At 68.7% G+C, this 15,999-nt stretch carries 14 protein-coding genes; 7 read left to right on the plus strand and 7 right to left on the minus strand.

The genetic code is table 11. The features are described 5' to 3' along the window. Positions 1 to 148: 148 nt before the first annotated feature. The gene (locus ABT114_RS46330; protein WP_351152268.1) at positions 149 to 1,129 is read right to left on the minus strand and encodes an NADPH:quinone reductase; all 981 of its coding nucleotides are present in this window, start codon (positions 1,127 to 1,129) and stop codon (positions 149 to 151) included. A gap of 20 nt (positions 1,130 to 1,149) precedes the next feature. Further along, positions 1,150 to 1,713, minus strand: coding sequence for a PadR family transcriptional regulator (locus tag ABT114_RS46335; protein ID WP_351152271.1), 564 nt, complete (start codon positions 1,711 to 1,713; stop codon positions 1,150 to 1,152). A 14-nt stretch (positions 1,714 to 1,727) separates the two neighbouring features. Between ABT114_RS46335 and ABT114_RS46340 the strand changes: the two genes are divergently transcribed. After that, positions 1,728 to 3,236: an MFS transporter gene (locus ABT114_RS46340; protein ID WP_351152274.1), complete on the plus strand. Its 1,509-nt coding sequence runs from the start codon at positions 1,728 to 1,730 to the stop codon at positions 3,234 to 3,236. 123 nt (positions 3,237 to 3,359) lie between these two features. After that, positions 3,360 to 3,656, plus strand: coding sequence for a hypothetical protein (locus ABT114_RS46345; RefSeq protein ID WP_351152277.1), 297 nt, complete (start codon positions 3,360 to 3,362; stop codon positions 3,654 to 3,656). 341 nt (positions 3,657 to 3,997) lie between these two features. Here the strand turns inward: ABT114_RS46345 and ABT114_RS46350 are convergent, their stop codons facing one another. Both ABT114_RS46350 and ABT114_RS46355 read right to left on the minus strand, forming a co-directional pair. Continuing rightward, positions 3,998 to 6,433, minus strand: a complete 2,436-nt coding sequence (locus tag ABT114_RS46350) for an ATP-binding SpoIIE family protein phosphatase (protein ID WP_351152280.1) — start codon at positions 6,431 to 6,433, stop codon at positions 3,998 to 4,000. 93 nt (positions 6,434 to 6,526) lie between these two features. After that, positions 6,527 to 8,989 (minus strand): SpoIIE family protein phosphatase, encoded by a 2,463-nt coding sequence (locus ABT114_RS46355; RefSeq protein WP_351152283.1) that lies wholly within the window; start codon positions 8,987 to 8,989, stop codon positions 6,527 to 6,529. 304 nt (positions 8,990 to 9,293) lie between these two features. On the opposite strand from ABT114_RS46355, the gene ABT114_RS46360 reads away from it, so the two are divergent. Continuing rightward, positions 9,294 to 9,929, plus strand: coding sequence for a TetR/AcrR family transcriptional regulator (locus ABT114_RS46360; RefSeq protein WP_351152286.1), 636 nt, complete (start codon positions 9,294 to 9,296; stop codon positions 9,927 to 9,929). Positions 9,930 to 10,032: 103 nt separating this feature from the next. Here the strand turns inward: ABT114_RS46360 and ABT114_RS46365 are convergent, their stop codons facing one another. Genes ABT114_RS46365 through ABT114_RS46375 form a run of 3 tightly spaced genes read right to left on the minus strand, consistent with a single transcriptional unit; the run spans position 10,033 to position 12,815 of the window. Next, a complete protein-coding gene (locus ABT114_RS46365; protein WP_351152289.1) occupies positions 10,033 to 11,217 on the minus strand; it encodes a cytochrome P450 in 1,185 nt (394 codons plus the stop codon). Positions 11,218 to 11,248: 31 nt separating this feature from the next. Continuing rightward, complete coding sequence (locus ABT114_RS46370; protein ID WP_351152291.1) at positions 11,249 to 12,616, minus strand: NAD(P)/FAD-dependent oxidoreductase; 1,368 nt, start codon at positions 12,614 to 12,616, stop codon at positions 11,249 to 11,251. Then, positions 12,606 to 12,815, minus strand: coding sequence for a ferredoxin (locus ABT114_RS46375; protein WP_351152293.1), 210 nt, complete (start codon positions 12,813 to 12,815; stop codon positions 12,606 to 12,608). The genes ABT114_RS46370 and ABT114_RS46375 overlap by 11 nt, the downstream gene beginning before the upstream one ends. 508 nt (positions 12,816 to 13,323) lie before the next feature. Here ABT114_RS46375 and ABT114_RS46380 point away from each other — a divergent pair. From ABT114_RS46380 to ABT114_RS46395, 4 genes are all read left to right on the plus strand, one after another. Further along, complete coding sequence (locus tag ABT114_RS46380; protein ID WP_351152296.1) at positions 13,324 to 13,578, plus strand: hypothetical protein; 255 nt, start codon at positions 13,324 to 13,326, stop codon at positions 13,576 to 13,578. 27 nt (positions 13,579 to 13,605) lie between these two features. Continuing rightward, a complete protein-coding gene (locus ABT114_RS46385; RefSeq protein ID WP_351152298.1) occupies positions 13,606 to 14,025 on the plus strand; it encodes an SsgA family sporulation/cell division regulator in 420 nt (139 codons plus the stop codon). 70 nt (positions 14,026 to 14,095) lie between these two features. Further along, positions 14,096 to 14,425 (plus strand): NIPSNAP family protein, encoded by a 330-nt coding sequence (locus ABT114_RS46390; RefSeq protein WP_351152301.1) that lies wholly within the window; start codon positions 14,096 to 14,098, stop codon positions 14,423 to 14,425. Between the two features lie 758 nt (positions 14,426 to 15,183). Further along, positions 15,184 to 15,981, plus strand: a complete 798-nt coding sequence (locus ABT114_RS46395; RefSeq protein WP_351152304.1) for a TetR/AcrR family transcriptional regulator — start codon at positions 15,184 to 15,186, stop codon at positions 15,979 to 15,981. Positions 15,982 to 15,999 lie beyond the last annotated feature (18 nt).

Raw genomic sequence — 15,999 nt, forward strand, 5'->3', positions numbered from 1 at the left:
CCGCTACGAGCGCAAGGCTGAACACTTCCTGGCCTTCACCGCTATCGCCTGCACCCTCATTTGCTACCGCCGACTCGCCAAATGAGACGACGTCTTAGTACCGCAGTACTAACTAATGCCTCTCATCCCTGGAGGGGCTGCGGGCCCGTCAGTCCGGGACGGTGACGAGCACCCGGCCGCGCCCGCCCGCGTCGACCCGGTCATGGGCTTTGGCGATGTCCTCCAGCGGATAGCGGTCACCGACGTCGACAGTGAGGGCGCCGACGGCGGCCGCCGCGGTGAGGTCGCGGGCGGCCTGCCGCTTCGCCGCGACCGGGAAGTCGTCGCTGCCGAGCAGGCGCAGGGTGACGTTGTTGAACAGCAGAGGCCAGAACGGCAGTTCGGTGCGGTCCGTATGGGTTCCGTAGGCGGCGATGACGGCGTCGAGTGCGGTGACCGCGTTGTCCAGATCGGCGTTGGCCGACAGCGACACCTCGACGATGCGGTGCACGCCGTCGGGGGCGTGGGCGCGGATCGTTGCCGCGGGGTCGTCGGAGTCCAGGGCGACGGCGTGCGCGACGACGGCCGGGTCGACCCGATCCAGGTCACCGCCGCGCCGTACGGTGCCGATGACGGTGGCACCGCCCCAGCGGGCGAGCTGGGCGGCCAGCGAGCCGACGCCGCCGAGTACCCCGTGTACGAGCACGATCTTTTCGTCGACCGGCCCGTCGGCGAAGACGGCGCGGTGCGCGGTGACACCAGGGATCCCCAGGCACGCGCCCAGTTCGTCGCTGATGTGGTCGGGCAGGGGCACGGCCATGTGATCGGGTACGACGGTGTACTGGGCGGCGGTACCGAAGGCTCGGTAGGACTGGGCGCCGTACACCCATACCCGCTGTCCCACACGGCCGACGTCGACTCCGCTTCCGACGGCGTCGACCACACCGGCGGCGTCACTGTGCGGGATCACGCGGGGGTGGGGCATCGACGAGCCGAGCCAGCCACGTCGCTTCTTGGTGTCGCCGGGATTGACACCGGAGACGGTTACGCGCACGCGGACCTCACCGGGACCGGGCTCGGGGTCGGGCAACTCGCCGACATTGAGGACGTCGGCGGCCGGACCCTGTCTGTCGTACCAGGATGCGAACATGCGGGATCTCCCTTTTTGGTTCAGGCGCTGCGGTTGCTGGATTCACTGGGGGCGGGGTCGTTCTGGATCGGCTGCTCGCCGAGGACCTCTCGAAGCCAGGCACGCTCCGACCGGCTGATGGCGCGAGCGGTGAGGAGCAGGCCGCGCCGGTACGGGTCGGCGACCTCCTCGGCGCGCAGGGGCTTCTCGCCGTCGTAGAAGAAGCTCGCCGGCTCCTCCAGGAAGTCCAGGCGGCGCCGGAGTACGGCGTGCTGTTCCGACACGTCCGGGAGTTTGGAAAGGAAGGCCAGGAGGGTGAAGAACCGGGTGAAGTCGGTGATCTCATGGTCGGCCGGTTTGCGTAGGCGCTCCAGCATCTCTACGCGTCCGGCCTCGGTCAGGCTGAGCACATAGCGGGCGGCCCCGGCCCGAGGATCTGCCTGACGATCCAGGAGTCCCGCTTTGGCGAGCCGGTTGATGGCCGGGTAGAGGCTGCCGTCACTGACGGGTCGCGCGTAACCGATCAGTTGGGAGACCCTGCGGCGCAGCTCATGACCCGGCAGAGGACCTTCGGCGAGGAAGCCCAGTATCGCTAGTTCCAGCATGAGGCCATCATCTCATGTACTGCATCGAATCGATATTCGCATCGAATCGATGTTACGCTCCAGTTCGCGCTGCCCTGGATGGTCTGTATGTTCGGCAGCTGCGCTCGTGCCCACAGGCCCGCCTTTCCCCGGGCGCGGCCGCACTCCCCGAGAGCCAGAACATGGATCTTCGCCCCACTTCCGCTCAGTCCGAGTCCATCTCAGCCGAGGCGATGGCCGCCGTATCGTCCGACGCGGGCCAGGCAGCGCCTGCCCTGCCCAGGGCCTCCATGGCGGTGGCAGCTTTTTCCACGGTGGTCGAGTGGTACGACTTCACGCTGTATCTGTTCATGACCACCGTGATGTCCCGGGTGTTCTTCGGCTCGGGTGCCTCGTCCCTCCTTGTGACGCTCGCGGTCTTCGCTATCGCCTACGTGATGCGCCCGTTCGGCGCACTGGTCTTCGGTCATGTCGGGGACCGGCTGGGGCGGCGCAAGGCCCTGTTGGCCTCCATGTCGGTGATGACCGTGGCCATGCTGGTCACGGCCCTGCTGCCCTCCCGTGGCCAAATCGGTTCCGCGGCGGGTGTGCTGCTCCTGCTGCTGCGCTGTGTGATGGGTTTCTCGGTAGGCGGTGAGTACACCGGCGTCATGACCTACCTGGTCGAAGGCGCTCCGCCCCGGCGGCGCGGTCTGGTGGCGTCCCTGGCCTCGGCCGCGAGCGAGGTCGGTGCGTTGCTCGCCGTCGGCGTGGCCGCGCTGACCACCGCGACGCTCAGCCGTCCACAGTTGGATTCCTGGGGCTGGCGGCTGCCGTTCCTCTTCGGCGCCCTGCTCGCGGCCGGAACCCTGATTGCCCGCTCGACAATGCGCGAGTCCCCCGCGTTCGAGGTGATTCAGAGGACGCGTGCCACGGACAGTGGTCCCCTACGCCACACGCTGCGTACTCAGCGGCCCGCGCTGTACCGGACGTTCACCATCTCCGCGCTGGGATCCATTACCTACTACGTCGGCATCACCTACGTCCCCACCTACCTCACGTCCGTGGGCGGCTTCGCCGAGAGTGACGCGCTGTGGCTGGCGACCATTGCCTCCGCTGCCGTCATCGTCATCACGCCGTTCGCCGGGTGGGCCGCTGACCGAATAGGCCGGCGACCCACGCTGGTTCTGTTCGCCGTCCTCTCCCTCGTCCTGCCGGTGGCGATGTTCGCGCTGATGACGCGCGGACACGCGGCGCTCGCACTGTCGGGAGCGGTGGTCCTCGCGCTGGTGGCGGGCGGGGTCAGTGCTGTGGGGGCCTCCTCCACGCCGGAGCAGTTCCCCGTCGCGGGCCGCCTCAGCGGGCTGGCCGTGGCCACGGTGGCCACAACCGTCTTCGGTGGCCTCACCCCCTATCTCTCCCAGTCGTTGATCGACAGCACCGGGTGGAGTCTCGTACCCGGTGTCATGGTCGCTGGAGTTGCGCTCCTGGCTCTGCCGATTCTCTGGCGCCTGCCAGAGACAGCCCCGGAAAAGCTCCCCAAGGCCACCAGCACCGGACAGTAGAAGCGCCGACGCCCTTCCCCTCCCGCAGCGGTCGACTCACCAGCGCGAGTGGGAAGCAGCATGCAGCGGCGGCGTGAACTCAATGACCATGTCCGGCCCGGCGGCACGAGGTCGCCCGGCCCGATGCAGAAGACGAACCGGCCGATCCCGGTCGTCGCCGACCTTCCCATGGGGCTGCGCCTGCAGGACCACCCCTTCTACTACAACGCCTACGCCGCCGATCCGAAGAAGATCGGCGAGCGTACTCCCGTCATCGGCGCCAAGGTCTGGACGGCCAGCCGCGTGCCACTTGATAGCCGGGGGTGGCGCGAGTGTGGTTCGAATGGCTTCTCCCGCACGCACCGCCATGTGCGCCTCCGCCCTGACACGAGGCACCTATTCATACTGGCGCTCCGAGATGCGCAGCGCTATGTGCCATGAGAAGGCCACCACGTCCGCGAACAAACGGCCTACTGTAATGACGGGGTACTGGATGATGATGTCGTCCCTCTCGTCATCGCCACCCTGATCGCTGCCGGGGTGCCGGAGAAACGTGCGAGTGACGTGGTAGTGGACGTCTCTTCCGTGATCAATGCCAAGCCCGGCTTCGGTGATGGCACCTGATCCCGGTCGTTGCGCCTCCATCGAGCCGAGCCGCGCCGTGGCCACGAGGTGGGAGTCTGCGCTCGCAGACTCCGGCCTCGGGTAGCTGCTGTCATGGCACACCGGGTCGAGAGCTGTGGGCGTGACTCTGCCGCGATCCACCTCGGCGAGCCGTAGCTTCAGGCGGAATCCTGGATGGCCTGCTCGGACCAGATCGTCTTGCCGTTCTGGCCATGGCGGCAACCCCACCGTCCGCCGAGTTGAGCGACGAGGAACAGGCCGCGTCCTCCCTCGTCGGTTGTGCGGGCACGCCGCAGGCGGGGTTGTGTGCTGCTGGAGTCGGTGACCTCGCACACCAGGACGTTGTGGCGAATCAGACGGAGGTCCATCGGCGGACGGCCGTAGCGGATGGCGTTGGTCACCAGTTCGCTGACGATGAGTTCGGTGCTGAAGAGGAGGTCGTTCAGGCCCCACACGGTGAGTTGGCGGGCTATCCACTCTCGAGCCTTGGAGACGGCGGCCGGATCGGCCGGGATCTCCCAGGAAGCGGTGTCCGCCGCTGGGACGGCGCGGGTGCGGGCCAGCAACAGGGCCGCGTCGTCGCGCGGCGCCTGGTCTGCCAGGTCGGCGAGGAGAGCCCGGCCGGTTTCGTCCAGGGCACGATCCGGACGGCAGGACGCGGCGAGGGCTTCCGTCAGGCGCCGCAGGCCTTGGCCGGTGTCGCGGTCGCCCCGTTCGACCACGCCGTCGGTGTAGAGGGCGAGGACGCTGCCCGGCTCGACGTCGATCACGGTGGTCTCGTACGGCATGCCGCTGAGGGCGAGTGGTGGTCCCGGGGAGATCCCGACTGCTTCGGCGGTCCCGTCGGGCCGGACCAGGACGGGTGGCGGGTGTCCGGCACTGGCGATGGCGCAGCGCCTGGTGACCGGGTCGTAGACCGCGTACAGGCATGTGCCGCCGACGATGTCGCCGTCGCCGAGTGGGGCTTCGGCCGCGAGGCGCTGGACCAGGTCCGAGATCCGGGTGAGCAGCTCGTCCGGTTCGAGTTCCAGGTCCGCGAGCGTCTGGATGGCGGCGCGCAGGCGGCCCATGGTGGCGCTCGCGGGCATGCCGTGGCCGACCACGTCTCCGGCGACAAGGGCCACCCGGAGAGAGGGCAGAGCAATGGCGTCGTACCAGTCGCCGCTGCTGCCCGCTCCGCCGCCTGCGGGCAGGTAGACGCCGGCGGTCTCGGCTCCCGGAGTGTCGGTCGTGGCCGGGGGAAGGAGGCGCTGCTGCAGCGCTACGGCCGCCCTGTGCTCGCGCGTGTAACGGCGGGCGTTGTCGATGGCGAGCGCACCCCGTGAGGCGATCTGCTTCATGAGATCCGCCTCGTCCTCGGTGAAGGGGGCGGATCGGCCGCAGCGCCAGGCCGATATGGCGCCGAGCGTGAGCCCGCGGGCATACAACGGTGCCACTATCACCGAATGGGCGTCCTTCGGGGCGAGATACTCGACCAACAGCGGGTCCCTGACCATGGCGATGAAGTCGTCGAGGCCGAAGACGACTGGCTCGCCGTGTTGGAAGCTGCGCAACAGGGGGTGGTCGGGAAGGGGCGGGATGGACCCGCCGCGCTGGATGCCGGCCGGCCACACCGCGATGGCCGGCGCAAGGGCCGCGTTGCCCATGTCTCCACTGCCCAGCTGCTTGGAGGGTTCGTCCCCGTCGAGAACGGGGTGCGCAAGGTCGACTGCGGCGAGATCCCCGAACGCAGGTGCGAGAACGTCCGCAAGGTCCTGCGCAGTGCGCAGGACGTCCAGAGATCCCCCTACTCGCTCGGCCACCTCGCGGGCGAGATCCAGATGGCGGCGGGCACGCATCTGGTCGGCGTTGTCGAAGTACAGGGCTGCGACTCCCGTGGGGCGTCCTCGCGCGTCCTCCAGACGGAAGGCGGACAGCGACAGCGCGCGCTGCCGCCCCGAACCGTTCCGACAGCTCACGTGCTGGTCTCTGCGGACCACTGGGGCACCCGTCTCGACTACCTGGCGCAGTAGTGCCTCGAGGTTCTCGGCGTCCTTGGCGTCCAGCACGTCGCTCAGCCGAGCGCCGGGCTGTACTGGACGGCCGTCGAGAGTGTCCGGCGCGGCGTTCGTCTGCACAGTGGTGAGATCCGTGTCGTACACAGCGATGGTGATCCGGTTCTGTGCGGACAGTGCACGCAGCAACGCCGCGCCCTGCTCGTGGCCGGCGACGTGGTGGGTAGGGGTTGCCAGGACGAGGACCTCCGCCGAGCCGGAGCCCCCCACCTTGGTGGTCCGGAAGGTGACATCGATGGTGTCGCCGCACTGGTGCCACAGCCGTACCCGGCCGGACGCCGGTATCTCCGCGTCGCGCAGGTCGTCCGGGGGGTCGGCCACCAGTTCCCGCGCGGGGCGGCCACAGACCTCCTCGGCGCGGAACCCCGTCAGCTCCTCTGCTGCCGCGGTCCACCGCACCACCGCGCCTCGATTGTCGAGCACGGCGGCTGCCGGACCGTCGAAGGCGTGCGACCTGCCGCTGGGACCGGAACCGGAGACGCCCGTCGGTCCTTGGGCGGCGCCTGCCGAGTAGGCGTTCTTGACATTCTCTATGTCCATATGTGGCTTCTTTCTGTGGCTTCCTTTGCGAGAGCCTGCGGCTCGAGAGATCGGCGTGCTGTGGCGGCCGTCGGCCGCCCGGTCGGCAGCGCGTCACGCCGCAAGGGCTTTGGAGGGCAGGTCTTGTTCGGCCCAGACGACCTTGCCGTCCGTTGCGGAGCGGGAGCCCCACCTGTGGGACAACTGAGCGATGAGGGAAAGACCGCGGCCGTTCTCGTCGATGGTGCGGGGATGACGGGGGCGTGGGTGGCTGGGGTTGCTGTCGGAGACTTCGCACGTCAAGACCTGGTGCTGGATGAGCCGTAGGTGGATCGGCCCACCGCTGTAGCGGATGGCGTTGGTGACCAGTTCACTGACGATCAGCTGCTCGGTGGCCACCAGATGATCAAGCCCCCATTCGCTGAGCTGGCGGGCGGCTGCCTGCCGGGCGATGCGGACGGCGGCCGGGTCGTTCGGCAGTTCCCAGGAGGCGACCTGGGTCGGTTCGAGTCCGCGAGTCCGCGCAAGGAGCAAGGTGACATCGTCGGCCGGGGCCTGAGTCGGCAAGGTCTCGATCACCTGAGAGCACAGGTCTTCCAGGGACGAACTGGTCTCTGTCAGGGCGGCGCCCAGGCGATTGAGGCCCACGTCGATGTCGTCGTCGCGGGACTCGACCAGACCGTCGGTGTAGAGCGCGAGCAGAGTTCCCTCGGGCAGTTCCAGTTCCAGGGACTCGAAGGGGACCAGACCGAGGCCGAGGCCGAGCGGGGCCCCGGCGGGCATGTCGGGGAAAGTGGCACGGCCCTGCGGGTCGATGATCGCGGGCGGGGGATGCCCGGCCCGCGCCATCGTGCACCGCCGGGTGACCGGGTCGTAGACGGCGTACAGACAGGTGGCGCCCACCGCCGCGGGGAGCTGGTCCGGAGCGTCGGCATCTTCCTCGCTCAGCCGCCTGACCGTGTCATCGAGGCGCGCCAGCAGTTCGTGGGGAGGCAGTTCCATGTTCGCGAGCGTGCGGACGGCGGTGCGCATTCGGCCCATCGTCGCCGCGGCGTTGATGCCGTGTCCCACCACATCTCCGACGACGAGGGCCACTCGGGCGCTGGACAGCTTGATCACGTCGAACCAGTCGCCCCCCACGCCGTGGTCCATGTCAGCCGGCACATAGCGCGAGGCCACATCGAGGGCGGCGCCGCCTCCCACATGGTGGGGGAGCAGGTCGCGTTGGAGCGTCAGGGCCGCGGTGCGTTGGCGGGCGTACTGGAGAGCGTTGTCCAGGCTGAGCGCGGCCCGGGTGACGAGCTCCTCGGCGAGGAGGAGGTCGTCCTCATGGAACGGCGTCGGCTCCTCGGAGCGGCCGAACACGGCCAGTCCCAGCACACAGCGTCGCGCACGGATGGGTACGACCATCAAAGAGTGGACGCCGCTGTCACGGAGTTTCTGCGTCCGCACTGGGTCGTGACTGACCCAGGGGCCTGAATAGGTGTCCAGCACCGATTCCAGGTAAGACCTGCCCGTGCGTAGGGCGGTGGCGAACAGCGAGGTCGGGAAGGGGCGGATCACATCTTGGCGCACCCACGGCAACTTGAGGACACCCGGGTCGACGGAGGCCACACCGGCACGGCGCAGCACAGGTGGGCGGTCGTTCGCCTTGCCGGTCGCCGCCGAGGGATCCACGCCGAACGGAACCGACTCCATCAGGTCGACGACTGCGTGGTCGGCCAGTAGGGGCACGGCAAGGTCGGCCAGTTCCTGCCCGGTCCGCATGACCTCGAGGGTGCTGCCGATGCGCGTACTGGCTTCGCTGAGGATGGCAAGGCGCTCGCGCGCCCGCCGGTTGCCGGTGACGTCCACGCTCATGGAGCACACTGCCATTGCCGTGCCGTCCGCGTCCAAGAGGCAGAAGAACGAGGCCGAGAACGCGTGCTCCCGGCGCCGGTCCGTCGACGACCACGCCCGGTACTCGTGGACCGTGGTGGTGCCACTTTCCAGTACCTGCCGCATCACCACCTCGAGCGCTTCGGCCTCGACGGCGGGCAGTGAGTCCCGCAGGCGACGTCCGAACCATCGCTCACGAGGAGTGCCGTGGTGGCGCTCCATGACGTCGTTGACCCAGGTACAGCGCAGCTGCGGGTCATAGACGGCGATGCCGATCGGTGTGTGGGCCAGGAGCGACTCCCGCACAGCTCCGTCGGACGCCCCCGAGGACAGGGTGCCTATGTCGGTCACGGACACCAGCCACCGGGTGTCGGCGTCCTGCCCCCACAGCAGCGAGATCCGCAGCGTCATTTTGATGGCGTGGCCGTCGCGGTGGCGGACCGCCACGGTGCCGGACCAGCCATCCTGGGCACGGCACTGCTCGGCGAACGCCGAAGCACTCGGGGCGTCCTCGGCGGACGGCAGCACGTGTGCGGCGGACCGGCCCACCACTTCCCCGGCCGAGTACCCGACAAGCTGCTCGGCGGCGTGCGTCCACCCCACCACGGTCCCCTCCGCATCGAGCATCGCTATTGCCGCATCGGGTGTCTCTCGGGGGCTCACCGGCTCGGCGAGTGGCATGTGGTCGGTCTTCGTCATCCGGTTCTTCCCATCGGTACGGGTGTGAGACAGCGTCGGCATGTGCGGCGTCGGCCCGATCTGTGGCCGTGGTGGAAGCCGGCACGACGTCTGCCAACCTTGGACGACTTTGTCCACTTCTGATGAAATAGTCAGATACGACCGCTTCGTCGTCAAGTCCCCCGAAACTGATCAAATGCCCAGACGTGACCGTGTGCTGTCACGTCACGCCATCGCGGAGTCGGGACCGGTGGGCCAGGGTGGACAGTGGGAGCGGGTAGTGTAATGATGAATTCATCAGAAATGCTGCTCTTATTTGTGGAGCATGCCGATGCCAGTCCCACGCAGGAACCGATTCGAGCGCCGCCGCGCCGAGACCCGCCAGGCACTCGTCCGCGCCGCGCGGCAGATCCTGGCCGAGTCCGGCGGCACGAGCGCCAGCATCCATGCCATCGCGGAGCACGCGGACGTGGGCCTCGGCTCCTTCTACAACCACTTCAGGGGCAAGCCGGACCTGTTCGACGCGGCCGTGGCCGATGCACTCGAGGAGTACGCCCAAGCCGTCGACCAGCGCCTGCACGGCGTCGATGATCCCGCCGAGCGCCTCGCTGGGGGTGTGCGGCTCGCCGCGCGCATGGCCGAGTCATACCCGGAGATCATGCAGATCCTGTGCCACAGCCAGCTCGGTCGGATATGCGCCGGTGACGGACTGGCTCCGCGCGCGAAGCGCGACGTGGAGCAGGGCATGGCCGCAGGCCGGTTCACCGTGGTCGACCCGGTGATCGCCCTGACTGTGCTGAACGGCAGCCTGCTGGCGCTCCTGGAGCTGTGGTGCAACCAGCCCGGGACCGACAGCGACCAGGCCGCAGGCACAATGGCCGAGATGATCCTGCAGATGCTCGGCCTCTCCCCGGATGAGGCCCGTGACCTCGCCCGGCGGCCCCTTCCCGCTGCAGTGTGAAGAGGATCCTGTCGCGCACCGGCCGACGGGCGCCGACTGCGCACCGGTTCCCGCAGCCTGCGTAAGACTGGTCTCTCTCGCCTGCTGTCGCCGCCCCGCAGCCTCAGAGCTGGATCGGCAGGTGGCGTGGCCCGCGGAGCATGGCGTTCTGGCGGTAGGGCGGCGGGTCCTGGACCAGGCGTGCCGTGCCGAGGTGGGGGAGCAGCGCGCCCAGTGCGGCCTGGGCTTCGATACGGGCGAGGGGTGCGCCGTAGCAGACGTGTATGCCGCTGCCGAAGCCGAGGTGCTCGTTGTCCGGGCGGGTGGGGTCGAACCGGTCGGGATCGTGGAACCGCCTGGGGTCGCGGTTGCCCGAGGCCAGCACCAGAACGACGGAGGTACCTTGGGCGATCGGCGTACCGGCGACGTCGATGTCGGCGAGCGGGAGGCGCTCACGGATGTGGACCGGAGGTTCGTAGCGCAGCAGTTCCTCCACCGCTCGCGGCAGCAGATCGGGGTCACGGCGCAGATGGTCCAGATGCTCGGGTTGGCGCAGCAGGGTGAGTACCCCGTTGGTGATCAGGTTGACCGTGGTCTCGTGTCCCGCGATGAGGAGCAGCACGGCGGTTTCCGCGAGTTCCTCCTGGGTGAGCCGCAGGGCCGGGTCCGGTTCGTTGACGAAGGCGGACAGCATGTCGTCGCTCGGCTTGCCACGGCGCTGTTCGGCGAGGTTCACAAGGTACCCGCCCATCTCGATGCGCGCCTGGTCGCCCGCCCTGTCTGTCTCGGTGGTGTCCGCCTCGGGCCTGACGTCGGCGGCGGCGACCAGAGCGTCGGACCAGGCCCGGAACAGCGGCTCGTCCTCGCGCGGTACGCCGAGCAGACGGCAGATCACCGTGACGGGCAGTGGGTAGGCGAAATCGTCGACGACGTCGATCTGCCGGCCCGCCTCGAAGGACTCCATCAGTTCCTTGGTGATCCCCTCGATCTCACCGCGCATGGCATCGACCCGGCCCGGGCTGTGCGGCGGGCCGAACGGCCGCATGGCGAGGGTACGCAGCCTGTGGTGCTCCGGGTCGTCGAGCCGCAGGAACGGCGGCTTGTGTGTCACTTCGCCACGGCTGCGGGGGTCGACACTCATCCGCGGGTCGTGGAGCAGAGCGGCGATCTCGTGGTAGGTGCCGACCAGGTAGCTGCCGTCTGCCTGCCGCACCACGGGACCGGCCTCGCGGAGTTCCGCGTACAGCGGGTAGGGGTTGGGGCGACTGGCGTAGTCGGTGATCCGTGCCAGCAAGGTCTCGGAGGCCATCGTGGCTCCTCGTGGTTGGGCGGTACCTGGGTCAGCGGGTGGGCTGCACCACCGTCAGTCGGCGGTCAGGCAGGTGACCGGTGAGCGCCACGGTGGGGCCGTGGGACAGCCCGCTCGGGTCCGGCACGTCGGACGGAATCGTCACGTCGGCCGCGATCGCACGGTCCTGGGCGCCGGGCGGGGGCGGGAACGGAGCAGCCGTCTCGATCAGGTGCTTGTAGTAGTCGAGCGACTTGGCCATGTCGACGGTGACCGCGGCGGTGACCCGTCCCTTGTAGCCGTAGACCATTGCCAGGCGGCGCGCCTCCAGGGAGCCTTGGGCGATGACCACGTGGTCGGAGTAGGTGGGCACGCCCACCGATTTGATGTTGAGCCCGAACTGGGTCGACCAGAATGACGGGACGGTCAGGTGCGGGCGCTGCAGGGGCCCCGGATTGACCATGTTGTGGGCCGCGACCTCGGCCTGCTCGACCGCGTTGCCCCAGTGCTCCAGGGAGAGCATCTGATAATCGAACAGTGGGTGGGGGAAGCGGGAGACGTCACCGGCCACGAAGACGTCGTCGGTGACGATTCCGTACATATTGAAGGCCCGGCATCCGGCGTCGCAGGCGATCCCGCGCGGGCCCGCCGCCAGCCCGGACTCCGCCAGCCATTCGACGTTGCGTACCGCGCCCAGCGCCACGACGCAGACGTCGGCATCGACGCGGCTGCCGTCGGACAGCTCCGCACCGGTGAAGCTGCCGTTCCCGCGCAGGGCGGTGACCGTCACCCCGGTGCGCAGGTCCACGCCGTGGTTGCGCTGCATGACAGCCGCGAGCTTCGAGAGGGTGCCACCGAGCGCGCCCACCAGGGGTGCGGGGCCGCGTTCGGCGACCGTGACCTCCAGTCCCCGTTCCCGGCAGGCCGAGGCGATCTCCGAGCCGGTGAAGCCGGCGCCGATCACCAGCACGCGCTCCGGCCCGGCGTCCAGCCGCTGGGCCAGTCCCCCGGCGTCCTCGCGGGTGCGCAGGGTGAACACCGCGTCCAGGGCGGCTTCCTCCGGGTTGGGCCAGGGTCGGGCGCGGGTCCCGGTGGCGATCAGCAGTCGGTCGTACGGCAGCGACTCGCCGTCCTCCAGCAGCACCTGTTTCGCGAGCAGGTCCACGCCGGTGGCGCGTACGCCCAGCCGCCAATCGGCGTTCGGGTCCTGGCGCATCGGCAGCCCGGTGGTGTCCGCTGTCGCCTGGCCGAGCAGCACCTGCTTGGACAGCGGCGGCCGGTCGTAGGGCGGGTGGGGCTCGTCCCCGACCACGGTCAGTGAGCCGGTGAAGCCTTCCTCGCGCAGCGCCTCCGCGGCCCTGAGCCCGGCCAGCGACGCGCCGACGATGACGATACGGCCGTCCTTGAGGTCACCGGGCACCGGCGCTCACCTCCTCGCCGAGGAGGATGGCCTGGACCGGGCACGCCGCCGCGGCCTGGCGCACGCGCTGGACCTGGTCGTCGGGGACGGCCGTGGCGTACAGCAACCCCTCCTCCCCGTGCAGCTGGAACACCTCCGGCGCGAGGAACACGCATTGCGCATAGCCCTGGCAGCGCGTGAGATCCACAACGGTCTGCATCCCCACCACTCCCTCCGTTGTCTCACCCCCTCGTTTCCAGCATGGGGCCGGGCCCGGGCGCCCGCACGCCACGGCTCCGGAGACGGAAATCCCGGGCAGCTCGTCCGCCCGGGGCGACGGCTCAGCCCAGGGCGTCCGAGTCCGAAGTCCGAGCCGACGAGGAAGAGTGGGGTGAACGTTGATGAATTGCTGCACAGTTGCTCGCCGGTGTGGCTGATCTCCTCGGTGTAGAGCCCGAGATGGTCGATGCAGGTGAGCATCCTCTCGAAGGCCAGTCGGTCTTCGTCCAGGCGGCCGACGCGGTCTCGGCGAGGACGTCGAACTGTTCATGCCGCTGCCGGCCGTGCGGGTCATTTCCGCCGCCTCGACAGTTCCATACGTCGTATGGTAATCCTGGGGGAGTGCTTCCATGCGCCGTATGGAAGAGTTTGCTCGGACCACGCCAGGCGCCGCACAGCGCCTGCATGCAGCCGATGGTGCAGATCGCACCAATCGGGAAGGAAAGACCATGAAGAAGCTCACGAGGCGCGTTGCCGTCACCGCTTCCTCCGTGGCGGTCGCGGGTGTCGCCGTTCTCGGCGCCGGGGGCACCGCTTCGGCCGCGGCTTCTGCATCCGCGCACGTCCAACGCCCTGCCTTCAGTGTCAGCGCCGGCGACTACCGCTGGGACCACGGTGTCGGCTACCTGCTCGAACTGGGCTACTCCTGGGACGAGATCCATGGCTGGCACCACGACGGCCGGGATGAGATCAGCGGCCGCTGAACGCCGCCCAGGCAGGAGTGAAAGTCGATGGAGTCTTTGAAGACCGTCATGCAGGGGGTGGCCGTACAGCTTGTCATCTCGCGCACCTACTCGCTGTCCATGTGCATGAGCCTGCGCTACGAGCCCACTGATCCCTATGTCGTCCGTGCCACCTTTTTCACCGACACCGACGAGCCGGCCGAATGGGTCCTGGGGCGTGATCTTCTGGCCGATGGCCTGAGGGGTTCCGCGGGCTGTGGGGACATCCGGGTCTGGTCGGCCGTCGACCGTGGTGACCATGCGATGTACATCGTCCTCGGGTCTCCGGCGGGCACCGCCTTGCTCGAGGTTCCCGTGCAGGACGTCAGGACCTTCCTGGAGGACACGGAGGCGCTGGTGCCACGGGGTACCGAGTCCGGACACATCGACTGGGACCTCGAACTGGCCAACCTGTTTGCAAAAGGCTGAGAGAAGCCTCCCAACCGCCGTTCCGCTGGGGACCTTTGACCCGGCGGCAGAAGAGAAGGAAAGAGTGTTCATGTCCCAGTACCAGCTTCGTGTCTACACACTGCGCAGCCCTGAGGCGCTCGTTGCCTACGAGAACATCTGGGCCAAGCACATTCCCGGTATGGCCAAGCACAGGATCGCCACACATGGTGTCTGGACGGTGCCCGCAACTCCTGGGAGTGAGGCGCCCCAGTTGTACGCCCTTGTTTCCTATCGGGACGCCGACGACGTTCAGGAGCGGCTGGAGGTGTACCTGTCCAGCCCCGAATTCCGTGCGGACATGGAGGGCTTCGACATCAGCCAGATCGTCGGCGTCGCCGAGTCCGTGCTGACGCCCACCGCCGACTCACCCTTGCGGTGACGGGTACCGAGCCGCTCGAAGTCCGCGGCGACCTTCTTGGTCGTGTCGGAACGCCGCGCAACTCCGCCAAGGCGCTCGCCGGACGGCAACGGGCATGGATGAGATCGGCGAGGTCGGGGGGACGGTTGCAGTTGCCGAAGCCCCGGTTGAGTGCCCGTCAGGACGGGCGGCCGACGCCCAGTGACATGGAGGCCCAGCCGACCGGGGGGTGAACACGTACCGACGGTATCGTGCGCCAGGCTGCTGCCGTGTCCGAAGCTCGGCGAGTCGTGCGCAGGGGCGTCGTCCGGAGTGCGAGCGAGCCGCATGGCAGCGTCCAGGGTCCTGGTCACCGCCATACGCTGCGGTTCCCGGGACCGTACGCGACCAGGGGCGATGCGCACCATCCAAGCGAGTGAACCAGCGGCAAGGGTGAGCGCGAGGCCGTGGCTTAGGGCGGGTTGTCGCCCGGAGAGCGCACACGTGGATCCGCCGACGGTGTACACCATCAGGTCGGCCCCGGACCGGTCGCCCGGCCCAGCCGCAGCACACCGCATATCTGCAGCGGCCGCATGGAGAGGACCTTCCCGGATGTGATGGGTGCCTCCTCATGCGGCCGCAGCCTGAGCCCGCCCGACCACGGGCCGCAGGCGACCTCCAGGGACAGGAACTACGGCCCGTCCCGCCCGTTCGGGTGCCGTACGTAGGTCCGCAGGAGTGACCGCCACCACGGGCGGCGAGTCCCCCTCGCTGGCCTACGGCTTGATAACGTACATCGTATGGAAAGAGTGAAGCGTACCCCTAGAGGTACTCGGAAGAGGGATGTGCCTCTGACCGAGGCAGGGATCTGCACCTCCGCCCTGCGACTCATCGACGCGGACGGGGTCGAGGCGCTCACGATGCGCAAACTCGCCGCCGCGCTGGACGCGAACCCAATGTCGCTGTACCACCACGTGCCGAACAAGGAAGCATTGCTGCGTGGCGTGGCGACAATGGTCGGCGCCCGGTTCCGCACCGTGACACTGGAGGACGCTCCCTGGCAGGAGCGCATGCGCCTACTTGCCACGGATTTCCGGACGTTGGCACACCGCCATCCCAACCTCATGGCCTACTCGTTCAGCCAGCCGGACTTCATCCAGCCCGAAGATCCCTTCTGGGTCGCGCTCACCGCCGTACTGGACGCCGCAGGGGTGCCGCAGGCGGAGATCCCGCAGCTCGCCGCGCTCGTGTGCGCCGTCGTCATCGGCGTGATGATCGCCGAGCTCAACGGCGCGCTCCATCGGTGGTCGAACCTCCAGCCCGCCACACCCGCCTCCGGCGAGGACGGGCCGACGAACGAGGGCTTTGGCGAGGACCGGATGTTCCGCCTGGTGCTGGACACGATCATCAGCGGCATGGAAAGTCGGCTCACGGCCGATCACGCCGGTGGGCGCGGCGGCCGGCCCCCGCAGGACTCCCTGCGCGCCTCCGGACGTATCCCCCGTCAACTCCGCCCACCGGCCGCACGCTGCGAAGGAGAGTCCCTGGGGAATCCCGTCTCGGACATGGCGGCCGGTTTCGACCCGAAAGAGCAGTGAGGGTCAAAAGCCCAGACA

The sequence above is a fragment of the Streptomyces sp. NPDC002088 genome (genome assembly GCF_040296605.1).
In the GTDB taxonomy this organism is placed as follows: Bacteria; Actinomycetota; Actinomycetes; order Streptomycetales; family Streptomycetaceae; genus Streptomyces.

Coding starts and splice junctions, on each gene's coding strand:
- ABT114_RS46385 (WP_351152298.1), top strand. CDS start 13,606: ATGGAGTCTTTGAAGACCGTCATGCAGGGGGTGGCCGTACAGCTTGTC.
- ABT114_RS46355 (WP_351152283.1), bottom strand. CDS start 8,989: ATGACGAAGACCGACCACATGCCACTCGCCGAGCCGGTGAGCCCCCGA.
- ABT114_RS46340 (WP_351152274.1), top strand. CDS start 1,728: ATGTACTGCATCGAATCGATATTCGCATCGAATCGATGTTACGCTCCA.
- ABT114_RS46350 (WP_351152280.1), bottom strand. CDS start 6,433: ATGGACATAGAGAATGTCAAGAACGCCTACTCGGCAGGCGCCGCCCAA.
- ABT114_RS46345 (WP_351152277.1), top strand. CDS start 3,360: ATGCAGAAGACGAACCGGCCGATCCCGGTCGTCGCCGACCTTCCCATG.
- ABT114_RS46335 (WP_351152271.1), bottom strand. CDS start 1,713: ATGCTGGAACTAGCGATACTGGGCTTCCTCGCCGAAGGTCCTCTGCCG.
- ABT114_RS46375 (WP_351152293.1), bottom strand. CDS start 12,815: ATGCAGACCGTTGTGGATCTCACGCGCTGCCAGGGCTATGCGCAATGC.
- ABT114_RS46330 (WP_351152268.1), bottom strand. CDS start 1,129: ATGTTCGCATCCTGGTACGACAGACAGGGTCCGGCCGCCGACGTCCTC.
- ABT114_RS46390 (WP_351152301.1), top strand. CDS start 14,096: ATGTCCCAGTACCAGCTTCGTGTCTACACACTGCGCAGCCCTGAGGCG.
- ABT114_RS46380 (WP_351152296.1), top strand. CDS start 13,324: ATGAAGAAGCTCACGAGGCGCGTTGCCGTCACCGCTTCCTCCGTGGCG.
- ABT114_RS46360 (WP_351152286.1), top strand. CDS start 9,294: ATGCCGATGCCAGTCCCACGCAGGAACCGATTCGAGCGCCGCCGCGCC.
- ABT114_RS46395 (WP_351152304.1), top strand. CDS start 15,184: ATGGAAAGAGTGAAGCGTACCCCTAGAGGTACTCGGAAGAGGGATGTG.
- ABT114_RS46365 (WP_351152289.1), bottom strand. CDS start 11,217: ATGGCCTCCGAGACCTTGCTGGCACGGATCACCGACTACGCCAGTCGC.